This window comes from Gordonia caeni, assembly GCF_039537105.1.
Classification (GTDB): domain Bacteria; phylum Actinomycetota; class Actinomycetes; order Mycobacteriales; family Mycobacteriaceae; genus Gordonia; species Gordonia caeni.
On sequence record NZ_BAAAZW010000007.1, the window covers coordinates 36,180 to 59,183 of the forward strand.

Annotated in this window: 20 protein-coding genes and 1 other RNA gene; 11 read left to right on the forward strand and 10 right to left on the reverse strand. The window is 69.4% G+C overall.

Annotated features, from left to right (window positions below; all coding sequences use genetic code 11):
* Positions 1 to 53 precede the first annotated feature (53 nt).
* The 4 genes from ABD732_RS12530 (at position 54) to ABD732_RS12545 (ending at position 3,348) form a co-directional block, all read left to right on the forward strand.
* Positions 54 to 812, forward strand: coding sequence for a zinc ribbon domain-containing protein (locus ABD732_RS12530; protein WP_344784183.1), 759 nt, complete (start codon positions 54 to 56; stop codon positions 810 to 812).
* A gap of 23 nt (positions 813 to 835) precedes the next feature.
* Positions 836 to 1,474 (forward strand): histidine phosphatase family protein, encoded by a 639-nt coding sequence (locus tag ABD732_RS12535; RefSeq protein WP_425553046.1) that lies wholly within the window; start codon positions 836 to 838, stop codon positions 1,472 to 1,474.
* Between the two features lie 10 nt (positions 1,475 to 1,484).
* An RNA gene (gene rnpB / locus ABD732_RS12540) (RNase P RNA component class A) lies at positions 1,485 to 1,897 on the forward strand.
* 23 nt (positions 1,898 to 1,920) lie between these two features.
* Positions 1,921 to 3,348 carry an RNB domain-containing ribonuclease gene (locus tag ABD732_RS12545; protein ID WP_344784185.1) on the forward strand — a complete coding sequence of 476 codons (1,428 nt, stop codon included), beginning with the start codon at positions 1,921 to 1,923 and terminating at the stop codon, positions 3,346 to 3,348.
* Positions 3,349 to 3,367: 19 nt separating this feature from the next.
* Here ABD732_RS12545 and ABD732_RS12550 read toward each other — a convergent pair whose 3' ends face one another.
* The 3 genes from ABD732_RS12550 to panB form a co-directional block, all read right to left on the reverse strand.
* The gene (locus ABD732_RS12550; RefSeq protein WP_344784187.1) at positions 3,368 to 4,852 is read right to left on the reverse strand and encodes a CYTH and CHAD domain-containing protein; all 1,485 of its coding nucleotides are present in this window, start codon (positions 4,850 to 4,852) and stop codon (positions 3,368 to 3,370) included.
* Positions 4,849 to 5,808 carry a prolyl aminopeptidase gene (pip, locus tag ABD732_RS12555; RefSeq protein WP_344784189.1) on the reverse strand — a complete coding sequence of 320 codons (960 nt, stop codon included), beginning with the start codon at positions 5,806 to 5,808 and terminating at the stop codon, positions 4,849 to 4,851. Before pip ends, ABD732_RS12550 begins: the two co-directional genes overlap by 4 nt.
* A gap of 93 nt (positions 5,809 to 5,901) precedes the next feature.
* Positions 5,902 to 6,744 (reverse strand): 3-methyl-2-oxobutanoate hydroxymethyltransferase, encoded by an 843-nt coding sequence (gene panB / locus ABD732_RS12560; protein WP_344784191.1) that lies wholly within the window; start codon positions 6,742 to 6,744, stop codon positions 5,902 to 5,904.
* A gap of 231 nt (positions 6,745 to 6,975) precedes the next feature.
* Between panB and glnA (ABD732_RS12565) the strand changes: the two genes are divergently transcribed.
* From glnA (ABD732_RS12565) to ABD732_RS12575, 3 genes are read left to right on the forward strand one after another with little or no spacing between them, the layout of a single operon-like run.
* Positions 6,976 to 8,313 carry a type I glutamate--ammonia ligase gene (gene glnA / locus ABD732_RS12565; protein ID WP_344784193.1) on the forward strand — a complete coding sequence of 446 codons (1,338 nt, stop codon included), beginning with the start codon at positions 6,976 to 6,978 and terminating at the stop codon, positions 8,311 to 8,313.
* Positions 8,314 to 8,357: 44 nt separating this feature from the next.
* Complete coding sequence (locus ABD732_RS12570) at positions 8,358 to 11,357, forward strand: bifunctional [glutamine synthetase] adenylyltransferase/[glutamine synthetase]-adenylyl-L-tyrosine phosphorylase (protein WP_344784559.1); 3,000 nt, start codon at positions 8,358 to 8,360, stop codon at positions 11,355 to 11,357.
* Positions 11,358 to 12,512: an esterase/lipase family protein gene (locus tag ABD732_RS12575; RefSeq protein WP_344784195.1), complete on the forward strand. Its 1,155-nt coding sequence runs from the start codon at positions 11,358 to 11,360 to the stop codon at positions 12,510 to 12,512.
* Between the two features lie 30 nt (positions 12,513 to 12,542).
* Here the strand turns inward: ABD732_RS12575 and ABD732_RS12580 are convergent, their stop codons facing one another.
* Positions 12,543 to 13,121 carry an FKBP-type peptidyl-prolyl cis-trans isomerase gene (locus tag ABD732_RS12580; RefSeq protein WP_344784198.1) on the reverse strand — a complete coding sequence of 193 codons (579 nt, stop codon included), beginning with the start codon at positions 13,119 to 13,121 and terminating at the stop codon, positions 12,543 to 12,545.
* A gap of 19 nt (positions 13,122 to 13,140) precedes the next feature.
* Positions 13,141 to 14,070 carry a serine hydrolase gene (locus ABD732_RS12585; RefSeq protein ID WP_344784200.1) on the reverse strand — a complete coding sequence of 310 codons (930 nt, stop codon included), beginning with the start codon at positions 14,068 to 14,070 and terminating at the stop codon, positions 13,141 to 13,143.
* Between the two features lie 324 nt (positions 14,071 to 14,394).
* Between ABD732_RS12585 and ABD732_RS12590 the strand changes: the two genes are divergently transcribed.
* Complete coding sequence (locus tag ABD732_RS12590; RefSeq protein WP_344784202.1) at positions 14,395 to 15,744, forward strand: NAD(P)-binding domain-containing protein; 1,350 nt, start codon at positions 14,395 to 14,397, stop codon at positions 15,742 to 15,744.
* A 70-nt stretch (positions 15,745 to 15,814) separates the two neighbouring features.
* Positions 15,815 to 16,672, forward strand: a complete 858-nt coding sequence (locus ABD732_RS12595) for an SCO6745 family protein (RefSeq protein ID WP_344784204.1) — start codon at positions 15,815 to 15,817, stop codon at positions 16,670 to 16,672.
* Positions 16,673 to 16,748: 76 nt separating this feature from the next.
* Here ABD732_RS12595 and glnA (ABD732_RS12600) read toward each other — a convergent pair whose 3' ends face one another.
* Positions 16,749 to 18,182 (reverse strand): type I glutamate--ammonia ligase, encoded by a 1,434-nt coding sequence (glnA, locus tag ABD732_RS12600; protein ID WP_344784206.1) that lies wholly within the window; start codon positions 18,180 to 18,182, stop codon positions 16,749 to 16,751.
* Positions 18,183 to 18,502: 320 nt separating this feature from the next.
* Here glnA (ABD732_RS12600) and ABD732_RS12605 point away from each other — a divergent pair, with 320 nt between their 5' ends.
* Together ABD732_RS12605 and ABD732_RS12610 are read left to right on the forward strand one after the other, a co-directional pair.
* Positions 18,503 to 19,045, forward strand: a complete 543-nt coding sequence (locus ABD732_RS12605) for an RDD family protein (protein WP_344784561.1) — start codon at positions 18,503 to 18,505, stop codon at positions 19,043 to 19,045.
* Between the two features lie 154 nt (positions 19,046 to 19,199).
* Positions 19,200 to 19,487, forward strand: a complete 288-nt coding sequence (locus ABD732_RS12610; RefSeq protein ID WP_344784208.1) for a DUF2277 domain-containing protein — start codon at positions 19,200 to 19,202, stop codon at positions 19,485 to 19,487.
* Between the two features lie 10 nt (positions 19,488 to 19,497).
* Here ABD732_RS12610 and ABD732_RS12615 read toward each other — a convergent pair whose 3' ends face one another.
* The 4 genes from ABD732_RS12615 to ABD732_RS12630 form a co-directional block, all read right to left on the reverse strand.
* Positions 19,498 to 20,262: a DUF4191 domain-containing protein gene (locus tag ABD732_RS12615; protein ID WP_344784211.1), complete on the reverse strand. Its 765-nt coding sequence runs from the start codon at positions 20,260 to 20,262 to the stop codon at positions 19,498 to 19,500.
* 74 nt (positions 20,263 to 20,336) lie between these two features.
* Positions 20,337 to 21,374, reverse strand: coding sequence for a lipoyl synthase (gene lipA, locus ABD732_RS12620; RefSeq protein WP_344784212.1), 1,038 nt, complete (start codon positions 21,372 to 21,374; stop codon positions 20,337 to 20,339).
* Positions 21,375 to 21,384: 10 nt separating this feature from the next.
* On the reverse strand, positions 21,385 to 22,122 hold the full coding sequence (lipB, locus tag ABD732_RS12625; protein ID WP_344784214.1) for a lipoyl(octanoyl) transferase LipB: 738 nt from the start codon (positions 22,120 to 22,122) through the stop codon (positions 21,385 to 21,387).
* A complete protein-coding gene (locus ABD732_RS12630; RefSeq protein ID WP_344784216.1) occupies positions 22,112 to 22,999 on the reverse strand; it encodes a TIGR01777 family oxidoreductase in 888 nt (295 codons plus the stop codon). Before ABD732_RS12630 ends, lipB begins: the two co-directional genes overlap by 11 nt.
* Between the last annotated feature and the right edge of the window lie 5 nt (positions 23,000 to 23,004).

The window sequence follows — 23,004 nt, forward strand, 5'->3', positions numbered from 1 at the left end:
ACCGCACCTGATCCGCCGATGAATGCCCTGCCCGATACGAGAGGCCGAAATCTATGAAAGCCCCGCCCGCCCAGCAGCGTCGAATGCTCGACCTGGCCGACCTCGACGCGGAACTCGCGCGGTTCCGCCACCGGCTGGCGAATCTGCCGGAAGCCGACGAGGTGGTCCGGATCGAGAGCGAGCTGGCGACCGCCCGTGCGGACGTGGTCAACGCGCAGGCGGCGGTGACGGAGATGCAGACCCGGTACGACCACATCGACGCGGAACTGACCGGTATGACCCAGCACGCCGAACGGGACCGGGCACAGCTGGAATCGGGTCTGCTCAGCCACAAGGCGCTCTCGGAACTGCAGCACGAGCTGGGCGGGCTGCAGCGCCGCCAGGAGCTGCTGGAGAACGATCTGCTCGAGGTGATGGAGCGCCAGGAGGCGCTGGGTATCGAGTTGGACCGGTCGCAGAGCGCCGTCGTAGACCTGGAGGCCGCGCTGGCTGAGGCGATCACTGCGCGCGACCACGCGACCGCGACCGGGGAGAACCAGGTGACCGACTTTCTGGGCCGGCGCGAGGCGATCGCCGGCGAGGTGCCCGACGACCTGCTCGCCGCGTACGACAGGCTGCGCGCGCAGGGGCAGGTCGGAGCCGGGCTGCTGCGGCAGCGGCGGTGCGGTGCCTGCCGGATGGAACTGGATCCGCGCACCCTCGCGTCGATCGCCGGCACGGCCGAGGACGAGGTGGTGCGCTGCGAGGAATGCAACGCCATCCTCATCCGCACCGAGCAGTCCGGGCTCTCCCAGCCCGGACAGGAGCAGTGACCACCCCGAACTGGCAGGGCCAGATGGCCGAGCCGACGCGCCTGCTTCTGTTGCGCCACGGCCAGACCGCCCTGTCGGTGGAACGCCGCTACTCCGGTCACGGAGATCCGGTGCTCACCGAACTCGGCCGCGCACAGGCCGCCGCGGCGGCCGAGCGCCTGGCCGAGCAGGGGGGTGTGGACGTGATCGTGTCTTCCCCGCTGGCGCGGGCGCGGGCGACCGCGCAGGCCGTCGCCGACGCCATCGGTCTCGGGGTCGAAGTGCACGACGGGCTGATCGAGACCGATTTCGGCGCGTGGGAGGGTCTCACCTTCCGCGAGGCCGCCGAGCGCGACCCGGAACTGCACAGTCGGTGGTTGGGCCACGACGACGTCGCACCGCCGGGCGGGGAGAGCTTCGCGCAGGTCGGGCAGCGGCTGGCGCAGACCCGCAGCGACTTGGTCGACCGGTACCGCGGTCGGCGGGTACTGGCGGTCAGCCACGTGACGCCGATCAAGAGTCTGCTGCGCGAGGCGCTCGGGGTGGGACCGGAGCTGCTGTTCCGGCTGCACCTGGATCTGGCGTCGCTGTCGATCGCCGAGTACTTTCCGGACGGCGGCTCGGTGGTGAAGCTGGTCAATGACACCGGACACCTCCCGGCGGTGCCGCAGCGGCTATCGTAGAACCCGCGAACGAGTCGGCCGGGCGGCCGCGGCGACGGAACCGTGCGGAGTACCGCACAGGCCGGCAGTCGAGGAAAGTCCGGACTCCACAGAGCAGGGTGGTTGCTAACGACAACCCGGGGTGACCCGCGGGACAGTGCCACAGAGAACAGACCGCCCGCTGCGTGCAGCGGGTAAGGGTGAAACGGTGCGGTAAGAGCGCACCAGCGCCGCGGGTGACCGCGGCGGCTCGGTAAACCCCACCCGGAGCAAGGCCGAAGCGCGCACCGCCTGCGGCGGTGCGGGTGCGCGAGTGTTTTCAGGACTGCTCGTCCGAACTCGCGGGTTGGCTGCTCGAGGTACCCGGCGACGGTGTGCCCAGATGGATGGTCGCCCCCGGCCTCACGGCCGGGACAGGATCCGGCTTACAGGCCGGCTCGTTCGCCCCGACCGATGGGAGGCAAGACGTGGTCGAACGCAGACTGACGGCGCCCGGGATCGACTTCGATCGGCTGCGCGCCGAGTTGGGGCTGACCGCGCACTTTCCGCCGAGGGTGGCCACCGAAGCCGCGGCCGTGACCGACCGGTGCGCCGACGAACGAACCGACCGTCGCGATCTGGAGCTGGTGACCGTCGATCCGCCCGGATCCATGGACCTCGATCAGGCGCTGCGCGTGGTCCGCGAGGGCGGCGGGTATCTGGTCCACTATGCGATCGCCGACGTCGCGGCCCTGGTTCGGCCCGGCGGTGACCTCGACGAGGAGAGCCGCCGCCGCGGCGAGACGATCTACTTCCCGGACGGCAATGTGCCACTGCACCCGCGGGTGCTCTCCGAGGGCGCAGGGTCTCTGCTGCCCGATGAGGACCGCCCGGCGGTCTTGTGGACGGTGCACGTGGACGCCGACGGCACAGTCGCTTCCGCGGAGGTGGAGCGAGCGACGGTGCGCTCGCGGGCCCGGCTCGACTATGCCGGCGTCAGCGAGGCTGCGGCCACGGGGACCGCGCATCCGTCGATCGCCGCCCTTCCCGACTTCGGAGCGACACGTGAGGCCTGGTCGCTGGGCCGCGGGGCGGTGCTGCTGGATCTGCCCGACCAGGATGTGGTGCCCAACCGGGACCCGAAGCATGCGCGTGCCTGGACGCTGCGCCTGGCTCCGCGAACTCCCGCCGATCGCTGGAATGCACAGGTGTCGCTCCTGGTCGGCATGTGCGCCGGCACCATCATGCGCAAGGCGGGGATCGGCTTGTTCCGGACCCTGCCGGCCGCCGGTCCCGAGGCGGTCGACGAGCTGGCGCGGGTGGCCGACTCGCTCGGTGCGGTCTGGCCCGACGGCGCCACCCCCGGCCAGTTCCTGGCCGGTCTGCCCGCCGACGAGCCGACGACCCTGGCGCTGATGAGCGCCGGCGCCCGCCTGATGCGTGGGGCCGGCTACCGGGCGATCGAGCCGGGCACCCCAGTGGACGACGCCGACCTGGTCCACGCGGGCGTCGGCGGGTTGTACGGCCACGTCACCGCGCCGCTGCGCCGGCTCGCCGATCGCTTCGCCACCGAGGTCTGCCTGTCGGTGACGGCGGGCCGCCCGGTGCCGGACTGGGTGACCGAGTCGCTGCCCGGCCTCGGCAAGATCATGAGCGGTGCCGACTCCACCGCGGGCACCGCGGCCCGGCGCAGCATCGATCTGGCCGAGGCGGTGGTGCTGTCCGATCAGCTCGGCGCCCGCTTCGAGGCAACGGTTCTCCGTGACGGCAACGGCAAGAAGGCGGCGGAGATCTTCATCGCCGAGCCGGCCATCATCGCACCCTGCGAGCCCTCACCGGGGGCGGGCCGGCGCTGCCTGGTGGAAGTGACACAAGCAGATCCGGAGGCCGGCACCGTCGGCTTCGCGGCCCTCTGATGCGGTATCGCCGGGCGGCTCAGCGCTCCGCGAGGTAGGCCTCGACGGCCTTCCGGCCGCGCCGTTCCTCGCGCGCATCCAGGCGGCCGAGCACGAAGACCGCGTCGCGCGACAGCTGCGGCAGCGCCGCGACTCGAGCGATCTGCTCGCGGTTGACCACGGTGTCCTGGAAGTCGCCCAGGCGGCTCTGGATCCGTGCCGCCCGCTTGGCCGTCCTGGCCGCCCACTTGAGGCCGAGCGGCTTGGCGGCATCGGCGGTGTAGCGAACAGCCTTGGCGCGCTTGCGGATCCGGTGGACCTGCGCCACCCACTCGTCGGTCCACGGTTCGAACGACTTGAGCTTCTTCTCCGCTTTGCGCAGCCGCCGGGACGCGAGCTCGATGCCTTCGGTCGCCACGTCGGCGGCCCGGCGGTCGGCGTCGGCGCCCGGAACCGGGTCGGCGATCACCAGGTCGAGGTCGTCGAGCACCTGCAGGTAGCGCTTGGTCGACAGCGCGAATCGCAGCGATCGCAGGGACCGTTCCTGGCGCCCGACCTCGTCATCGATCAGAGCACGCCGCAGATCGTCGGGGACGTGTTCCTCCTTGGCCAGCAGGCCGGCGTTGATCTCCAACTGGACCTCGCGGTCACGCGCCTCGCCGAGCAGGTTGCCGAGTTCGCGGAGTTCGCCCTCGAGTCCGTCGACGCTCTCCGGCGTCAGGATCTGCGGGAACGACGTGAGGACCGAGCGCAGCTTGCGGGCGGTGACGCGCAACTGGTGCACCGAATCGGGGGCGTTCTCCCGCACCAGCGGATCCCAGGTGATCAGGGCATCCCGATGCAACGCCAGCGAGTGCAGCATCAGGTCCAGAGCCACGGGCTTCTTGGGAAGCCGGGTGGGGGCGTGCACGTGCGGTTCGGCGCCGATCGCGCGGGCGAGCTTGGAGGCGCTCGACGCTCGCCGGCCGCCGGCCTCCCGCAGCAGCGGTTTGGCGGCCTTGAGCAGCTTGGTGCCGCCGCCGGTGAGCTCGAACTCCCACTCGGCCCACTCCTTGGTGATCTGACTCTGGTGGGCGTGTGAGATCACGCGGTCGTCGCAGAACTCGGCCAGCGAGTTCCCGTCGGCGTCGTGCAGCACGGTGACGGTGCGCTCGGTGGTGATTTCGGCGACCGGGATCAGCTGCCGATCGCGGACGATCACCAGGATCGCGTCCCGGATCTCCGGGGGCACACCGCCGTCGGCCGGGGCGTGGTCGAAACCGATAGCGAGCTCGCGCCGCGCATCGGCGTGCGTGCCCGGGCGTTTCAGGTGCCAGCCGCTGTCGGTGCCGCCGGTGCGCCGCCGGAGGGTGATCCGGCGCGCGGCCAGGTCGTGCGCCGGGGTGTCGAGGTACGTCGCGACCAGCTCATGCCGCTGCGGGGCGGCCACCCGCCCTCCGGGGACCAGGACGGTGAAGTCGGGCGCGGGCTGACCGGCGTCGACGTCGAATTTGACCTCCACCTCGATGGATTCGCGTGCGCTCATCGGCCGCCTCCCGTGGCGAAGTGATCGGTCGCCGCCACCAGTTGGTCGACGATTCCGGGTTCGAAAGAAGCGTGGCCGGCATCGTCGACGATGGCCAGCCGGGCCTGTGGCCACGCGCGATGCAGATCCCAGGCGCTGCGCATCGGACAGACCACGTCGTAGCGGCCCTGCACGATCACCGCCGGGATGTGTTGCACCGCACCGATGTCGGTGAGCAGCTGGCCCTCTGCGAGGAAGCCGTGATTGACGAAGTAGTGGTTCTCGATGGTGGCGAAGGCCAGGTCGAACCGGTCGCTCACGCCGGAATCGTTCTGCGGCAGAAGGTGACTCGTCCGATTCTCCCAGCGGGTCCAGGCGCTGGCGGCGCGCTGAGCGACCTCGCGATCCGGCCCGGTGAGCAGCCGCTGATACGCCACCATCAGATCGCCGCGGCGCTGATCGGCGGGGATCGGGGCCAGATACTGCTCCCAGACGTCGGGGAAGATGTTCGCGGCGCCGCCGTTGTAGTACCAGTCGAGCTCGCCGCGACGCAGCAGGAAGATCCCGCGGAGCACCATCTCGGTGACCCGCTCGGGATGGGCCTGCGCGTAGGCCAGCCCGAGTGTGGAACCCCAGGAGCCGCCGAAGACCTGCCAGGCGGCGATACCCAGGTGCTCGCGCAGCTTCTCCATGTCCGCGATCAGGGCGGCGGTGTGATTGACCGACAGGTCGGCACCGTCGGCGATGTGCGGCCGCGACTGCCCGCAACCGCGCTGATCGAACAGGACTATCCGGTAGCGGGCCGGATCGAAGAAGCGGCGCTGTTCGCCGCTGGTGCCCCCACCGGGGCCGCCGTGTACGAAGACCACCGGTTTGCCGCCGGGATCTCCCGAGCACTCCCAATAGATCTCCTGGCCGTCGCCGACAGGGAGATGCCCGGAGGAGTAGGGGGCCACGGGCGGATACAGCACGCGCATGCCGTTCAGCCTAGTCGGCCGCGCGCGGGCACCGCGCGGGTACGAATGCTCCTGGGCGGTACGACCGTTCCGAGGTCGATACGAGTGCCCGGATCAGTAAGAGTGCTCGGGGCCGGGGAAAGCCGAGGAGGCGACTTCGGAGGCGTACGTGCGGGCCGCCTTCGACAGTTCCTCGCCCACGTTCGCGTACCGCTTGACGAACTTGGCGGTCTTGCCGTGGGTGTAGCCGGCCATGTCCTGCCAGACCAGCACCTGCGCGTCGGTCTCGTGGCCGGCGCCGATACCGATGGTCGGGATGGTCAGCTTGCGGGTGATCTGGGCGGCCAGTTCGGCCGGCACCATCTCCATGACGACGCCGAAGGCGCCGGCCTCCTGCACGGCGATGGCGTCGGCGATCAGCTGATCGGCGCCGTCACCGCGTCCCTGAACTCGGAAGCCGCCGAGCGAGTTGACGCTCTGCGGGGTGAAGCCGACGTGGCCCATCACCGGAATGCCGGCGGCGGTGAGTGCGGCGATCTGCGGGGCGATCCGCTCACCGCCTTCGAGCTTGACCGCGTGCGCGCCGCCCTCCTTGAAGAAGCGGATGGACGATTCGAGGGCCTGCTGCGGACTCACCTCGTAGCTGCCGAACGGGAGGTCGGCCACCACCAGTGCATGGGGGGCGCCGCGGACCACTGCGCGCACCAGCGGCAGCAGTTCGTCGATGCTGATCGGGACGGTGGTGTCGTAGCCGTAGACCACGTTGGCGGCAGAGTCGCCCACCAGCAGGACGGGGATCTCGGCCTCGTCGAAGATCCGGGCGGTCGAATAGTCGTAGGCGGTCAGCATCGGCCACTTGTGGCCCTCGCTCTTCCAAGCGGCGAGGTGCTGCAGCCGGGTGACGCGGCGCGCGGTCGGTGCGGCGTCGGCGGATCCGTAGACGGGAGCGTTGGACATCGTCGGTCTCATTTCTGCCTCGAGTCCCGCTCAGCGGGTACCCGGGTTGGTGTGGACACCCCAGATTCTCCCACCACCGGCGGTGGGGTGCACCGGACACAGGCGGTGGTCTTGGTCACACGTCCTTCGGTCCGGATGGGGCGTGGACCGGCGGCGGAGCCCGAATTCGGGGGCGGGGCGAGTCTCGCGATGTGTAACACGCGCGTAACAGGGCGGGCATAGGGTCGGGCCATGGATCGCCAACAGGAATTCGTGCTGCGCACCTTGGAGGAACGGGACATCCGTTTCGTCCGTCTGTGGTTCACCGACATCCTGGGTTATCTCAAGTCAGTGGCCATCGCGCCGGCCGAACTGGAGGGCGCGTTCGCCGAAGGGATCGGCTTCGACGGCTCGGCCATCGAGGGCTTCTCCCGCGTCTTCGAAGCCGACATGGTGGCCAAGCCGGATCCGTCGACATTCCAGGTGCTGCCGTGGGAGACCGACGGCATCCACCACTCCGCGCGGATGTTCTGCGACATCGCCATGCCCGACGGCTCGCCCACCTGGGCCGATCCCCGGCATGTCCTGCGTCGCCAGCTGAACAAGGCCGCCGACCAGGGCTTCACCTGCTACGTGCACCCGGAGATCGAGTTCTATCTGCTCAAGAACATGCCGCTCGACGGCAGTGAGCCGATCCCGGCCGACAACGGCGGATACTTCGACCAGGCCGTCCACGACGCCGCCCCCAACTTCCGGCGCCACGCCATCGAGGCGCTCGAGGCGATGGGCATCTCCGTCGAGTTCTCCCACCACGAGGGCGGTCCCGGCCAGCAGGAGATCGACCTCCGCTATGCCGACGCGCTGAGCATGGCCGACAACGTGATGACCTTCCGCTACCTGGTCAAGGAGGTGGCGATCAACGACGGCGTGCGGGCGACGTTCATGCCCAAGCCGTTCACCGCCCACCCCGGCTCGGCGATGCACACCCACATGAGTCTGTTCGAGGGTGAATCCAATGCCTTCCACAACCCGGACGATCCGGTGCAGCTGTCGGACACCGGGAAGCAGTTCATCGCCGGCATCCTGACGCACGCCAGCGAGATCAGCGCGGTGACCAACCAGTGGGTCAACAGCTACCGGCGCCTGGTGCACGGCGACGAAGCACCCACCGCGGCCACCTGGGGGCGGGCCAATCGCTCGGCGATGGTGCGTCTGCCGCTGTACACCCCGAACAAGGCGTCCTCGCGCCGCGTGGAGGTGCGCAGCCCCGACTCCGCCTGCAATCCGTACCTGTCCTTCTCGGTGCTGCTGGCCGCCGGACTCAAGGGCATCGCCGAGGGCTATGAGTTGCCCGAGGAGGCTGAGGACAACGTCTGGGCGCTGACCCCGGGCGAGCGGCGGGCGATGGGATACCGCGAGCTGCCCAACTCACTCACCGAGGCGTTGCGGGAGATGGAGCATTCGGAACTGGTCGCCGAGACGCTCGGCGAGCACGTCTTCGACTACTTCCTGCGCAACAAGTGGTCGGAGTGGTCGTCCTACCGTGCCCGCGTGACCCCGTACGAGCTGGAGAACTACCTCCCACTGTGACGCACCCGCGGACGCCGAGCCGATAGGCTCGACTCGTGACTGCGATGGGTGGACGTTCGGCGATGCCGAGCCCCGGCCGGCTGGGCCTGATGGAGCCCTCCGCCCGGGGCGACCTCGACACACTCGGCTGGAGCGATACCGCTGCCGTCGACCGGCTGTGGGCGCTGTCCCGGGCCCCCGACCCCGACCTGGCACTCAAGGCGCTGGTGCGGATCCAGCAGGCGCAGGGCGATGCCGGCTGGGCCGAGATCGATCGGCTGCTCGCTCGGGACCGCAGATTCCGCGGACGGCTGCTCGCGACCCTGGGCTCCTCCGACGCGCTGGGCGACCACCTGGTGGCCGAGACCGATGCCTGGCGGCTGCTCCTGGAACCCGCGCTGCCGACCGCCGCGCAGGCCCGCGACGAGATGCTGGCGGCGGTGGCGGCGCAACCCGAACCCGACGCCGGGGAGAATCTGCTCTACCGCGCCGGGGTGAGCGGCGGGGAGGCCATCGGGGCGTTGCGGGTGGCCTACCGGAACCTGCTGCTGCGTCTGGCCGCGCAAGACCTCGCGCCGGTCGTCGAAGACGAGCCGGTGCTGTTCCTGCCCGAGGTGGGCGGTCACCTGTCGGACCTGGCCGATGCCGCGCTGACCGCGGCGCTGGCGGTGGCACTGCGTGAGGTCCTCGGCGACGATCGGTACACCGGCCGTCTCGCGGTGATCGCGATGGGCAAGTGCGGGGCGCGGGAACTGAACTACGTGAGCGACGTGGACGTGGTGTTCGTCGCCGAACCGGCCGACAACACGTCGGCCCGGCTCGCCGGCGAAATGATGCGGGTGGGCTCGCTGGCCTTCTTCGAGGTGGATGCCGCGCTGCGCCCGGAGGGCAAGCGCGGCGCGATGACGCGCACCCTGGAATCGCATCTGGCCTACTACGAGCGGTGGGCCAAAACCTGGGAGTTCCAGGCGCTGCTGAAGGCCCGCCCGATGACCGGCGACCTGGCACTCGGGGCGGACTACGTCGCCGCCACCGGCCCACTGGTGTGGACGGCCGCCGAGCGCGACGACTTCGTCACCGATGTGCAGGCGATGCGGCGGCGGGTGGAAGCGCTGGTGCCCGACGGGGAGAAGGACCGCAATCTGAAACTGGGCGGCGGCGGACTCCGCGACGTCGAGTTCGCCGTGCAGCTGATGCAGATGGTGCACGGCCGGGCCGACGAGGCGCTGCGTGTGCGGTCGACGCTGGAGGCCATCGACGCCCTGATCGCCGGGGGTTACGTGGGCCGCACCGACGGCGCCAACTTCCATGCGTCGTACGAGTTCCTGCGCGGCCTGGAGCATCGGCTGCAGTTGCAGCGGCTCGCGCGGACCCACCTGCTGCCGGACGTCAAGGACGACCCCGCCATGCGCTGGCTGGCACGGGCGGCGCACGTCCGCCCCGAGGGGGGCAGCGACGCCACCGCGGTGCTGCGCCGTGAACTGCGACGCCAGCGCACGCGCGTACGACAACTCCACGAGAAGCTCTTCTACCGTCCGCTGCTGGAGGCGGTGACCCGTTTCGACAAGGACTCGCTGTACCTGCAGAACGAGGCCGCCGAACGTCAGCTCGCCGCCCTCGGCTACGCCAAGCCGCAGCGCGCCGTCGCCCACATCAAGGCGCTCGGTTCGGCGCGGGGACGCCGCGGGCAGATCCAGATGCTGATCCTGCCGGGGCTGCTCGAGCACATCAGTGACACCCCGGACCCCGACGCCGGTCTGCTCAACTACCGGCGGCTGTGCGACGAGCTGGTCGACGCCGACTGGTTCCTGCGGCTCCTGCGCGACGACGGTGTGGTCGCCGAGCGGCTGATGCACGTGCTGGGCACCTCCGAGTACATCGCCGACCTGCTGATGCGATCACCGGACGTCATCGCGCTGTACTCGTCGGGGGCCTCCGGACCCAAGCTGTGCGAGGTGACCAGCGAGGACGTCGTGAAAGGGCTGGCCGCCTCGGTGCGGCGGTCGGCCGATCCGCGCAAGGCGATCGCCGTCGCGCGATCGCATCGCCGTGCCGAACTGGCCCGGATCGCGTCGGCGGATCTGCTGGGCCTGATGGATGTGACCCAGGTCTGCCGGGCGCTGTCGACCATGTGGGCGGCAGTGCTCGACGCGGCGCTGGAGAAGGTGATGGAGGCGACGTCCAAGGAGACCGGCGCCCCCGCACCGGCCCGGATGGCGGTGATCGGCATGGGCCGGCTCGGCGGTGGCGAACTGGGCTACGGCTCCGACGCCGACGTGCTGTTCGTGTGTGACCCGGTGGAGGGCGCCGACGAGTCCACCGCGCTGCGCTGGGCGCAGAGCGTCGCCGACAGCGTGCGGGCGCTGCTGGGGACGCCGAGCGCCGACCCGCCGCTGGAGGTGGACGTCGGCCTGCGGCCGGAAGGCAAGAACGGGCCCATCGTGCGATCGCTGGCCTCCTACCGGGCCTACTACCGCCAGTGGGCCGAGGCGTGGGAGGTGCAGGCGCTGTTGCGCGCGCACGCCGTCGCCGGCGACCCGGAGCTGGGCCTGCAGTTCCTGCACATGATCGACGAGGTCCGCTATCCGGCCGGGGGAGTGTCCTCGGATGCGGTGCGCGAGATCCGGCGGATCAAGGCACGCGTGGATGCCGAGCGTCTGCCGCGCGGCGCCGACCCGACCACGCACACCAAGCTGGGTCGCGGTGGCCTCGCGGACGTGGAATGGACCGTGCAGCTGCTGCAGTTGCGGTACGCGCACGAATACCCCGAACTGCACCGGACGTCGACGATCGAGACCCTGGACGCGATCGAAGAAGCGGGCCTCCTTCCCGAAGACCAGGTGGCTATGCTGAAAGACGCGTGGCTGACGGCCACGCGGGCCCGAAATGCGCTGGTACTGGTGCGTGGCAAGCCCGTCGATCAGTTGCCTGGAGCGGGTCGCGAACTACGGGCGATCGCCTACGCGGCAGGCTGGCCGCAGGACGAGGCCGTGGAGTTCTTGGAGCACTACCTGCGTGTCACCCGGCGCGCCAAGGGTGTGGTGCTCGAGGTGTTCGGAGGGTAGATGGTCGACATCGATCGCAGGATGCTCAGCCTGCTCGACAAGGCGCTGCGCAAGGTCGACCGCAAGGCGCTCGGGCGCGCCCTGAGCGACGCCGTCACGGTCCCGCTGCTGGTGGGGCAGAAGCTGACCCAGCCGGTACTGGTGGCCGGTCACGAGGTGCTGCGCCGCGTGCCGTGGGAGGCGATCCTCGATGCCCGCTCCGAAGACCAGCGGGCGCAGAACCGCGTCGTCTACGACTTCTTCTCCGGGATCGCCCCGGAGATCGCGCACCCGGGCGGCGCGCTGCCGGAGGCCAACCAATGGGATTCCCCGCTCAACCCGGAGCATCCGATCCCGGTGATCCTGGTGCACGGCACCGCCGGCGGCGGACAGACCAACTGGGGCACCTATGTGCCGCTGCTCACCGAGGCCGGCTACTCGGTGTTCACCCTCACCTACGGGGCCGTCGAGCATTCCAACTGGCCGATCTCGGCGCTGGGAGGCATGCGGCGCATCGAGGTGAGCGCGGCCGAGTTCGGCGCCTTCGTGGAGCAGGTGCTGGAGGCGACGGGCGCCGAGCAGGTCGACGTGGTGGGGCACTCGCAGGGCACGCTGGTGCCCAACTACTGGGCCAAGTTCCTCGGGGGCGAGGGCAAGATCCGCAAGTACATCTCGCTGGCCCCGCTGTGGGAGGGATCGGCGGCCCTCGACGGCACCAAGCACGCGATGGCCACGTTGCGCACCCGGTTGGGCATCGACCCCTCGCTGGTGGTGCCGTGCGAGGCGCTGCCGCAGATGATGGACGGCTCACCGTTCATCAAGAAGATGAACTCCGGCGGCAGTCCGTATCTGCCGGGGATCGAGTACACCAACATCTCCACCATGCACGACGAACTGGTGCGCCCGTACACCTCCGGTCAGGTGCCCGGGCCGGAGGGCACGACGGTGCACAACATCGTCGTGCAGGACGGCTGCGCCAAGGACCTGTCCGACCACCTGGGCATCTGCGGCTCGCGCCGGGCGGCGGCCTTCGTGCTCAACGCCCTCGACGACGAGCCGGACCGCGTGGTGCCGTGCGACCTGGTGGCCCCGTTCTTCGGCAGTTCCCTGCGCAGTCGCACCGGCGGCGCCCCCGAATTCATCAAGCCCTTCGCGACGACGACGCGCCGGCAGTAGCCGCCGCGCCGTCGGGCGGAGCTTGCGGCGTCAGTTCGCCGACAGGATCTTCAGCGCGAAGACGATGGTGTCACCGGCCTGGATCGAGCCGTCCGGGGTGCCCTGCGGGTACCCGTCCTCGGAGGGGATCACCACGGCGACGGTGGAGCCGACCTTCTGGTCGACGAGAGCCTTGGAGAAGCCCGGGATCACGCCGCCGGGGCTGAACTCGGCGGCTTCACCGCGCTGGTAGGCGCTGTCGAAGATCTCGCCGTTGCGGCCGTCGACGCCCATGTAGCAGACGCTGATCATGCTGTCGGCGGTCACGGTCTCGCCGTCACCCTCCTGCAGCGTCTTCACCTCGGTCTCGTCCACCGCGAACGGCGCCTGGACCGTGATCCGCGGGGCGGTGGTGTCGGTCTGGCCGACCACCTCGACCGAGCCGGTGGTGCCCTGCACGGTCCACTCCGGCTGCGCGTCGGCGGCCGGTTCCGCGGTGGGGCAGGTGGCCGCGGCCGCAGGCGACGTCTCGGCGGAGGCGGCGGTGTCGTCGGAGTCGCTGGACGAGCAGCCGGCCAGCAGCAGGGCGCAGGCGGCGGCGGGCAGGAGCATCAGGGCTTTGCGTGTCATGACAGGCAACCTAACAGAGTCACCTGGGAGCCTGCGGTGTCGACGGCGGGGTCGACGGGGCCTCCGGTGACGGTGGAGCCGGGCACGACCCGCCAGGGAGCAGCCCGCGGTTGCGGCCGAGCCAGTCGCCGACGGTGTCCAGCGCCTTCACCCCGGTCTCGTAGGTCATCCCGGGTGCGGTGGTGCTCATCGAGATCGCGACCCGGGTGTCGTCGTCCAGGGTGAGTAGACCGATCTGCCGGACCAGGTAGCTGTCGTCGTCGTCTTCGCTGCCCCAGCCGCCCTTGACCGCGGTCGTCTGCCCGCCGGCGCGCATCAGTCCCCAGTCCTGCTCCCGTCCCACATGCGACATCAGGTCGATGACGTGCGTGCTTCCGGGCAGGCAGGGCAGATGCGCGGTCCAGGCCGCCGAGGTGTCGAGGGGCCAGACGGTCTCGCCCAGGTGGGGCCATTCGCCGCCCTCTGCGGGCACCACCACGGTGGAGATGTCGCCGCCTTCGCGCAGGATCGCGGTGACGGCGGTGATCGCCTCGTCGGGGGTGCCCAGCGAGCGGGTCAGGCGGCGGGCCGAGAGATTGTCGGAGTCGACGATGGCCTTGGTCTCGCTGCGGTTCTCGCCGGTGCGGCGCTCGGCGGCCAACGCCAGCGGGATCTTGATGGTCGACCACGCATCCGGCGGGCTCTGGTCGCCGAGCAGGATCGCCGGTCCACCGCCGACCGGAACGATCGCCACGCCCACCGGGACGCCGGTGTCGAGGCCGTCGAAAGAGGCGCGCAGTTGGTCCTTGAGTGAGGTCGTCGGCGCCTCGGCGACCACGGGAGCCGGATCGTGGTGGGTGGCGACATACGCTGAGCCGCCGGCCAGCACGGCGACGCCGAGCACCGCGACGACGATGCGCAGCCGGCGGGCGCGCTGCGCCGGTCTCGCTACGCGGTGTCTGCCGCTCATCGCAGTCCTGCTTCGTCATGGGCTCGCTGCCGGGATGCAGCAGTGACCGGCCGCGGGTGCGCGGCGGTCCCTGGCCACGGCCAGGGTAACAACGGCCGATCGACGGCGGAAACGACTGTCCGCGCTGCCTTGCGGATCGGGTGGTTCATACCATTTGGTATGGTCAGAGGGCCTTTGGGTGCCGGAGGCGTCTGCTGAGCCGGGCGCATACGAGAGGTTTCGCCCTCCATCGGGCCCGCTGCCGACCACTGCGATCGTCGCGGTATCGGCGCGCGCTCAACTCCGGTGCCGTCTCTTTTTGTTGATACGGAACGCGAGGTTGGAATGACACGAGTGGCAATCATCGGTGCTGGTCCCAGTGGGCTGGCGGCCCTGCGGGCGTTCGAGGCCGCGCACGGCGGCGGTGCCGAGATCCCGGAACTGGTCTGCTACGAGAAGCAGGCGGACTGGGGCGGGCAGTGGAACTTCAGCTGGCGCACCGGCCTGGACGAGTACGGGGAGCCGGTGCATTCGAGCATGTACCGCAACCTGTGGTCGAACGGCCCCAAGGAGGGGCTCGAGTTCGCCGACTACACCTTTGACGAGCACTTCGGCCGGCCGACGTCGTCGTACCCGCCGCGTCCGGTGCTCTGGGATTACATCGCCGGCCGCGTGGAGAAGGGGGATGTGCGCAAGTACATCCGCTTCGAGACGGCGGTGCGCTGGGTGTCGTACGACGAGGCGACCGGGGAGTTCACCGTCACCAGCCAGCATCTGCCGTCCGGCGGCGACGTCTCGGAGACGTTCGATTACGTGATCGTCGCCAGCGGGCACTTCTCGTTCCCCAACTTCCCGGCCTTCGCCGGCATCGAGACCTTCCTGGGGCCGGTGACCCACGCGCACGACTTCCGCGGCGCGGAAGGCCTGCGGGACAAGAACGTTCTGGTGATCGGCTCCAGCTATTCAGCTGAGGACATCGGCAGCCAGGCGTACAAGATGGGTGCCGCTTCGGTCACCGCGAGCTACCGCACCTCACCGATGGGCTACGACTGGCCCGACGGCTTCGAGGAGCGTCCCGGCATCGATCACTTCGACGGCAACACGGTCCACTTCGTCGACGGCTCCAGCAAGGAGATCGATGCGGTGATCCTGTGCACCGGTTACCTGCACAAGTACCCGTTCCTGCCGGAGGAGCTCGGGCTGGTCTCGCCGAACAACGTCTACCCCGAGGGGCTGTACCGCGGGGTGGTGTGGAACGACAACCCGAAGGTGTTCTACATCGGCGCGCAGGACCAGTGGTTCACCTTCAACATGTTCGACGCGCAGGCCTGGTACGTGCGTGACCTGATCCTGGGCCGCATCCCGATGCCCGACCGGGCGACGCGCGAAGAGTCGATGGCCGAGTGGAAGCAGCGGTTCCTCGCGATCGCCGACGCGTCGGCGGAGATCCGTTTCCAGGGCGACTACGTTCAGGACCTGATCGATCAGACCGACTATCCGCGGTTCGACGTCGACGGGGTGGTCGAGATCTTCCAGGCGTGGAAGAAGGACAAGGCCAAGGACATCATGGGGTACCGCGACTACACGTACACCTCGGTGATGACCGGCACGAGCAGCGTCCCGCACCACACCCGGTGGCTGGCCGAACTCGACGATTCCCTGGAGCGCTATCTCGGGACGCCGGCGCAGTCGTGACCGGCGGTGCCGCCGCGGCGCGCCGGGCGTGGGCGTTGACGGCGGCACCGGTGGAGGAGATCGTAGAACGATGAACGCAGCGCGTACCGCCTACGAGACCCTCGAACCCTTCCACGTCCTCGCCTACTTCAATCCCGGACTGAACGACGCCATGGCCGATACCGGCCTGGATCCGCACGCCTTCTACGTCGGGGCCCGCGGTGCGCCGCTGGGCGACTGTGCGAGTCCGGTGGTGACCGCGGCCTTCTACAACTTCAATCCCGACCTGATCGATCGGTCGTGGACCAGTGCCCGTGCCGTCGGGCTGGCGAAGGTGGCCGACCGCCGTGCGGCGATGCTCGACGAGCAGCTGCGGTCCATTCTCGGCGACCGGGCCCACGCGCCCGAGATCGCCGAGCTGGCCGACGGTTTCGGCGAACTGGCGAAGAGTCTGCCGCTGAGCGGCCGACCGTTGTCGGCGGCGTGGGCCGGCGTCCCGCTCCCGGAGGAGCCGCTGGTCCGGCTGTGGACGACGGTCGCGGTCCTGCGGGAGTGGCGCGGCGACAACCACATCGCCGCACTGGTGGTCAACCGGCTCGACGGGCTGGATGCGGCGGTCTTCCATGAGGCCGCGCATCCCGACCCGGCCGTGAAGCGCCGGGTCCTCGGCCGCGACATGGTGTTGCTGACCCGCGGGTGGAGCGAGGACGACTGGAACGCCGCCGTCGACCGGCTCGTCGCGCGCGGGCTGGCCGAGCACACCGAGGACGGTCATCGTCTCACCGCCGACGGTGCGGCCCTCTACGACGACCTCGAAGCGACCACCGACGCACTGACCGAGCCGGTCTGGGACACGCCCGAGGCGCAGGATCTGGTGACCCGGATGCGTCCCTACACCAAGGCGATCCTCGACGCCGGCGTCCTGCCCGGCACCCGGAAGAAGGACTGAGAAGGCGCCTGGAGGAAACGAGCCGGCCCGCTCCTCGATCGAATCGAGGAGCGGGCCGGGTTCGCTGCAGAACCGATCAGCAGTCGTAGTACAGACCGAACTCGTACGGGTGCGGCCGGATCTGCACGGGCAGGATCTCGTTCTCACGCTTGTACGCCACCCAGGTGTCGATCAGGTCTTCGGTGAAGACGCCGCCGGCGGTCAGGTAGTCGTGGTCTTCCTCCAGTCGGTCGATCACCGCCGACAGCGAGGTCGGTGCCTGCGGGATGCTCTTGGCCTCCTCCGGCGGAAGCTCGTAGAGGTCCTTGTCGACCGGCTCGTGCGGCTCGATCTTGTTCTTGATGCCGTCCAGTCCGGCCATCATCATCGCCGCGAACGCCAGGTACGGGTTGCCCGAGCTGTCCGGGCAACGGAACTCGATGCGCTTGGCCTTGGCGTTGTTGCCGGTGATCGGAATTCGGACGCAGGCGCTGCGGTTGCGCTGGCTGTAGACCAGGTTGATCGGGGCCTCGTAGCCGGGCACCAGACGCTTGTACGAGTTGATCGTCGGGTTGGTGAAGGCCAGCAGGCTCGGCGCGTGGTGCAGGATGCCGCCGATGTAGTAGCGGGCCAGATCCGACAGACCGCCGTAGCCGGACTCGTCGTAGAACAGCGGCTTGCCGTCCTTCCAGAGCGACTGGTGGGCGTGCATGCCCGAGCCGTTGTCGCCGAACAGGGGCTTCGGCATGAAGGTGACCGACTTGCCGTTCTGCCAGCCCGTGTTCTTGATGATGTACTTGAACAGCTGGACGTCGTCGGCCGCGTGCAGCAGCGTGTTGAACTTGTAGTTGATCTCGGCCTGGCCGCCGGTGCCGACCTCGTGGTGACCGCGCTCCAGCGTGAAGCCCGAGTTGGTCAGGTTGGTCGACATCTCGTCGCGCAGGTCGACGTAGTGGTCGTAGGGAGCGACGGGGAAGTAGCCGCCCTTGGGGCGGACCTTGTAGCCGAGGTTCGGGGTGCCGTCGGGATCGTTGGCCTCGCGGGCGTTCCACCAGCCGGACTCGGACTCCACCTTGTAGAAGGTCTCGTTCATCTCCGAGCCGTACGAGACGCCGTCGAAGATGTAGAACTCGGCCTCGGCGCCGAAGAAGCAGGTGTCTGCGACCCCGGTGGAGGTCAGGTAGTCCTGCGCCTTGCGGGCGACGTTGCGCGGGTCGCGGCTGTAGGCCTCGCGGGTGAACGGGTCGTGCACAAAGAAGCTGACGTTCATCGTCTTGGCCTTGCGGAACGGATCGATCCGCGCGGTGGCCGGGTCGGGCAGCAGCATCATGTCGGACTCGTCGATCGACTGGAAGCCGCGCACCGACGATCCGTCGAAGGCGAGACCTTCCTCGAAGACGTCCTCGGTGAAGGCCGAAGCGGGGATCGAGAAGTGCTGCATGGTCCCGGGGAGATCGCAGAACCGGATGTCGACGTACTCGACGCCTTCGGCCTTGATGCCCTCGAGTAGTTCTTCGTTCGTGGTGTACACGGTCGCCGTACTCCTTACTGAGGTGAGCCAGAACCTCTCTGGCCGGCAATTCACACCTGATTCTCTCGTGCGAGGCGCTGTGAATCGGTGGTTTCGACGTTAGGGAGGTGAGGTTGCCCGGTGGTCAACCATATGTTTCCCCTGTGTTACACGATCGCCGAATTGTGTGGCGCCGGTCACCAAACCGCCATATGGCGCCCTCCTGCCAGCAGATTCGCTGGTTTCGGTGGGCCCACTAGGATGGACCCATGGCTTCGAAGGACCGTTCCCGGCCCGCTTCGCGCGGTGACTCACCGAAACCCGCACCGTCGGGTCCGACCATGCGTGAGGCCGCCGGCTCCTGGCTCACCGGTCCCTATCAATCGCCCGGCGACGTGGAGTACCGCGGGGAAGACCTGGGGCTGCCCGAGAACGGACCCGGATCCCTGGCCGGTGGCTGGCGGCGAGTCCTGGCGCTGCTCCTCGACTGGGTGATCGCCGCGGGCATCGCCTTTCTGATCGTCGGACCGCAGCCGGCCTACGAAGCGAATGGTCACGTCTTCAGCGCCTTCGAGATGACGGCCCGGGAGATGGCCTGGCCGCAGTTCATCATCTGGTTCGTCGTCGGAGTGGCGACGGTGCTGTTCTTCGGGTTCACACCCGGACAGTTCATCGTGGGCACCCGCGTGGCCCGCGTCGACTTCGGTCCCAAGCGCGGGGCCGCCGAGGCGGCCGGCACCGAGCCACGCGCCGCGGTCGGCGTGGTGCGCGCGCTGGGTCGGCAGGTGCTGATTCCGTTCGTCGTTCCGGCATTGATCAACGACTACAACGGTCGTGCCATGCACGACCGCGCCACCGGCACCGCGATCGTCCGGTCCCGCTGACCCACGGCATCGCTCACCGCCGATCCGTCGAGGCGGCGGCGGACGCGTTCGGAGATTTCGACCATCGCGGTCGAGAAGTCGCTGCTGGCGGGAGCGATCGGACGCTGACGGCTGAGTCGGTGGAGGATCGGCGAGTTCGGCGTAGCGTTGAGGCATGTGCCGAAACATCAAAGTTCTTCACAACTTCGAGCCGCCGGCCACCACGGACGAGGTGCACGCCGCGGCGCTGCAGTACGTCCGCAAAGTCGCCGGGACCACCAAACCGTCGCAGGCCAATACCGAAGCCTTCGATGAGGCGGTGGAGGCGGTCGCCGAGGCGACGCGTCATCTGCTCGACCACCTGGTGACCACCGCGCCGCCCAAGGACCGCGACGTGGAGGCGGCGAAGGCGAAGGCGCGATCGGCCGCCCGGTTCGGGACGACTGGCGCCGTCGCCGGCTGACCGGACTGCGTCAGACGTTGCTGCCGCCGCGGCGGCGAGCGGTGCGGGCGACGTTGCGCATTTTGGCCCCCTGCGGCATCGGCCCCTTGGGCATGGCGGGACCGGATGCGCCCTTGCTCTTGAGTGCGGCCAGCCGACCGTCGAGGGACTCCATGCGCTTGCGGTCGATGTTGCCGGGCAGCTTCTTGATGTGCCGCTCCAGCTTGGACAGCGGGACCTCGCCGTCGCCGTTGCCGACCACGATCTCGTAGATCGGGGTGGTGCCGACCACGCGCGCGGCCTTCTTCTTCTCCTGCGCCATCAGCGGGCGCACTCGTGACGCCGAGCCCTCGCCGACCAGGATGATTCCGGGCTTGCCGATCACCCGGTGCACCGCATCCAGGTGGGACGTGCCGGACACGGCCTGCTGGATGCGCCACTGGCCGCGCATGTTGCTCAACGCCCAGCCGGCGGCACCGGGCTGTCCTTCGGCCTTCTTGTAGACGTTCTTGGAGACCCGGCGGCCGAACAGGATGAACGCGCCGAGGAGGCCGAGGGCGATACCCAGCGGCAGCATCAGCCACAGGCCGCCGAAGGCGAACTTTCCGATCAGCGCGAAGACGACGGCGACCACGATCACCACGCCCAGCATCAGTGGGATCAGCGCCTTGTCTTCCTTGCGCTGCATGTTGAAGGCTTGCCAGATCTGCTTGCGCTGCTCCCTGGAGGCCGCCTTGCGGGCGGCCTTCGCGGCCTTCTTCGCCTCTTTGCTCGCGGTGTCCTTCGCCTTTGCCATGCTGCCCAGTCTACGGTGCCCGCCGCGGACGGTTGACCCCGGTTGACCCCGGCTCACACCGGTCTCGGGAAGAGTCAGCGGGCCATGCGGGCCAGGAGGGAAGAAGCCTCCTGGGCGGTGCTGCCCTCGTTCGCCAGATGGGCCATCGCCGGCGGCAGCTCGCGGCCGTGCCGGGCCATCGCCTGCGCGTACAGTCGGCCGGCGCGGTACGACGAGCGGACCAGGGGACCGGCCAGGACGCCGGCGAAACCGAGTTCGGTGGCGTAGTCCGAGTGTTCGACGAACTCCTCGGGCTTCACCCAGCGCTCCACCGGATGGTGGCGGGGCGACGGACGCAGGTACTGGGTGATGGTGACGATGTCGCAGCCGGCCTCGTGCAGGTCCCGCAGAGCCTCACGGATCTCCTCGGGGGTCTCGCCCATGCCGAGGATCAGGTTCGACTTGGTCACCAGGCCGAAGTCCCGGGCCTGGGTCAGCACGTCGAGCGATCGGTCGTACCGGAACGCAGGCCGGATCCGCTTGAAGATGCGGGGGACCGTCTCCAGATTGTGCGCGAGCACCTCGGGCCGGGCCTCGAAGACCTCGGCCAGCAGATCCGGATTGGCGTGGAAGTCCGGAATCAGGTTCTCCACACCGGTGCCCGGGTTGTACTCGTGGATCTTGCGGACCGTCTCGGCGTACAGCCATGCGCCCTCGTCGGGCAGATCGTCACGGGCCACGCCGGTGATCGTGGAGTAGCGCAGTCCCATCGTCTGCACCGACTCGGCGACGCGGCGCGGCTCGTCGCGGTCGAGCGGGGCGGGCTTGCCGGTGTCGATCTGGCAGAAGTCGCAGCGCCGCGTGCACTGCTCGCCGCCGATCAGGAAGGTGGCCTCGCGGTCCTCCCAGCACTCGTAGATGTTGGGGCAGCCGGCCTCTTCGCAGACGGTGTGCAGGCCCTCGCTGCGGACCAGGCTCTTCAGTTCCGAATACTCGGGACCCATCGTCGCGCGCGTCTTGATCCACTTGGGCTTGCGTTCGATCGGAGTCTGCGCGTTGCGCACCTCCAGACGGAGAAGCTTGCGGCCCTCCGGGGCCTTCGGAGTCACGGGAGAATCGGGCTGAGCAGTCACTGAATAGATCCTACGCTGGTTTTTCGGCCCCGGCCGGGGCGCCGCCGAGGGCGCCTGCAAGGTCGGCATCGAGGCAGGATTGGACGTGCGCGGCGACGGCGTCGAGCGTCTCGCTCACGGTGATCGGGCGGCCGGTCTCGGCCGCCAGGGAGGTGACGCCGGCGTCGGCGATGCCGCACGGCACGATCGCCGAGAACACCGACATGTCGGGGTCGACGTTGAGAGCGAAGCCGTGCAGTGCCACGCCGCGGGAGACACGGATGCCGATCTGGCCGAGCTTGCGTTCGCGGGTGCCGGGGACGGAGGCTGGGGTCGGGTCCTCGTCGTCGACCACCCACACGCCGGAGCGGCCGTCCACCCGGGTGGCGGCCAGCCCCTGATCCGCGCAGTAGCGGATCAGAGCCTCTTCGAGCCGACGGACGTACCCGAGCACATCGAGGGGCTCGGCCAGTTTCACGATCGGGTAGCCGACCAGCTGCCCAGGACCGTGCCAGGTGATACGTCCGCCGCGATCGACGTCGATCACCCGGGCGCCGTTGACCGGCCGATCGGAATCCTCGGTGCGTTTGCCGGCGGTGTACACCGACGGGTGTTCCAGCAGCAGTAGAAGATCGTGGTCGAGCTCGCCGAACGCGCGCCGCTCGGCCAGCTCGTGCTGGAGCCGGTAGGCCTCTTCGTAGTCGACGACGCCGAGCTTGCGTACTTCGAGGGGCGCGTGGTCGGCCCGCGATCCCGGACTACTTGCCATGGGCGTACTCCAGTGCGGCGGGAAGGGTGGGATGGGCGAAGACGAAGCCGTTGTCGGTCAGTGCCTTCGGCTCCACGCGGGAGGACGCGAGGATCAACTCCTCGACCAGCTCGCCGCCGGCGGCCCGTGCGACCGCGGCCGGGACCTTCAGCAGCGACCGGCGGTGGAGCCGACGGGCCAGCTGATCGCTGAAGTCGCCGTACCGGACTTGTTGTGGCGCAGAGAGATTCACCGGACCGGTGATGTCGGTGTCGTCGATCACGTGACGGATCGCACGGACCACATCGGGCAGGGTGATCCATGAGAAGAACTGCTGGCCGTCACCGATCGGCCCGCCGATACCGAGGCGGTAGATCGGTCGCAGCCGGCCGAGGACACCGCCCTGCCGCGACAGGACGGGGGCGGTGCGCAACCGGACGACGCGGGCGCCGTCCTCCGCCGCGGCGGTGGCGGCCTCCCAGTCCACGGCCAGGCCGGCGAGGAAACCCTCCCCGGCAGGCGAGTCCTCGGTGACGGCGACCTCACCGGTGTCTCCATAGTACGAGGTGCCGCTGGCACTGACGAAGACCGGAACCCCGGCGGTGTGCACGGCTTCGGCCAAGACCTGCGTCGGCGTCACGCGTGAGTCGCGCAACTGCTGCTTGTACGCACCGCTCCAGCGCCGGCCGCCGATGTTCACCCCGCCGAGGCCGACGACCGCGTCGACCCCGGTCAGCGAACCCGGCGGGACGCCGAAGGATTCCGGGTCCCAGCGGACCTGACCGTCGCCGGTCACCGGCTCGCGCACCAGGCGCACGACCTGGTGGCCGTGGCGCTCCAGGGCGCTGGTCAGTGCCGAGCCGATCAGGCCGTGGCTACCGGCGACGGCGATCCGCATGGAAG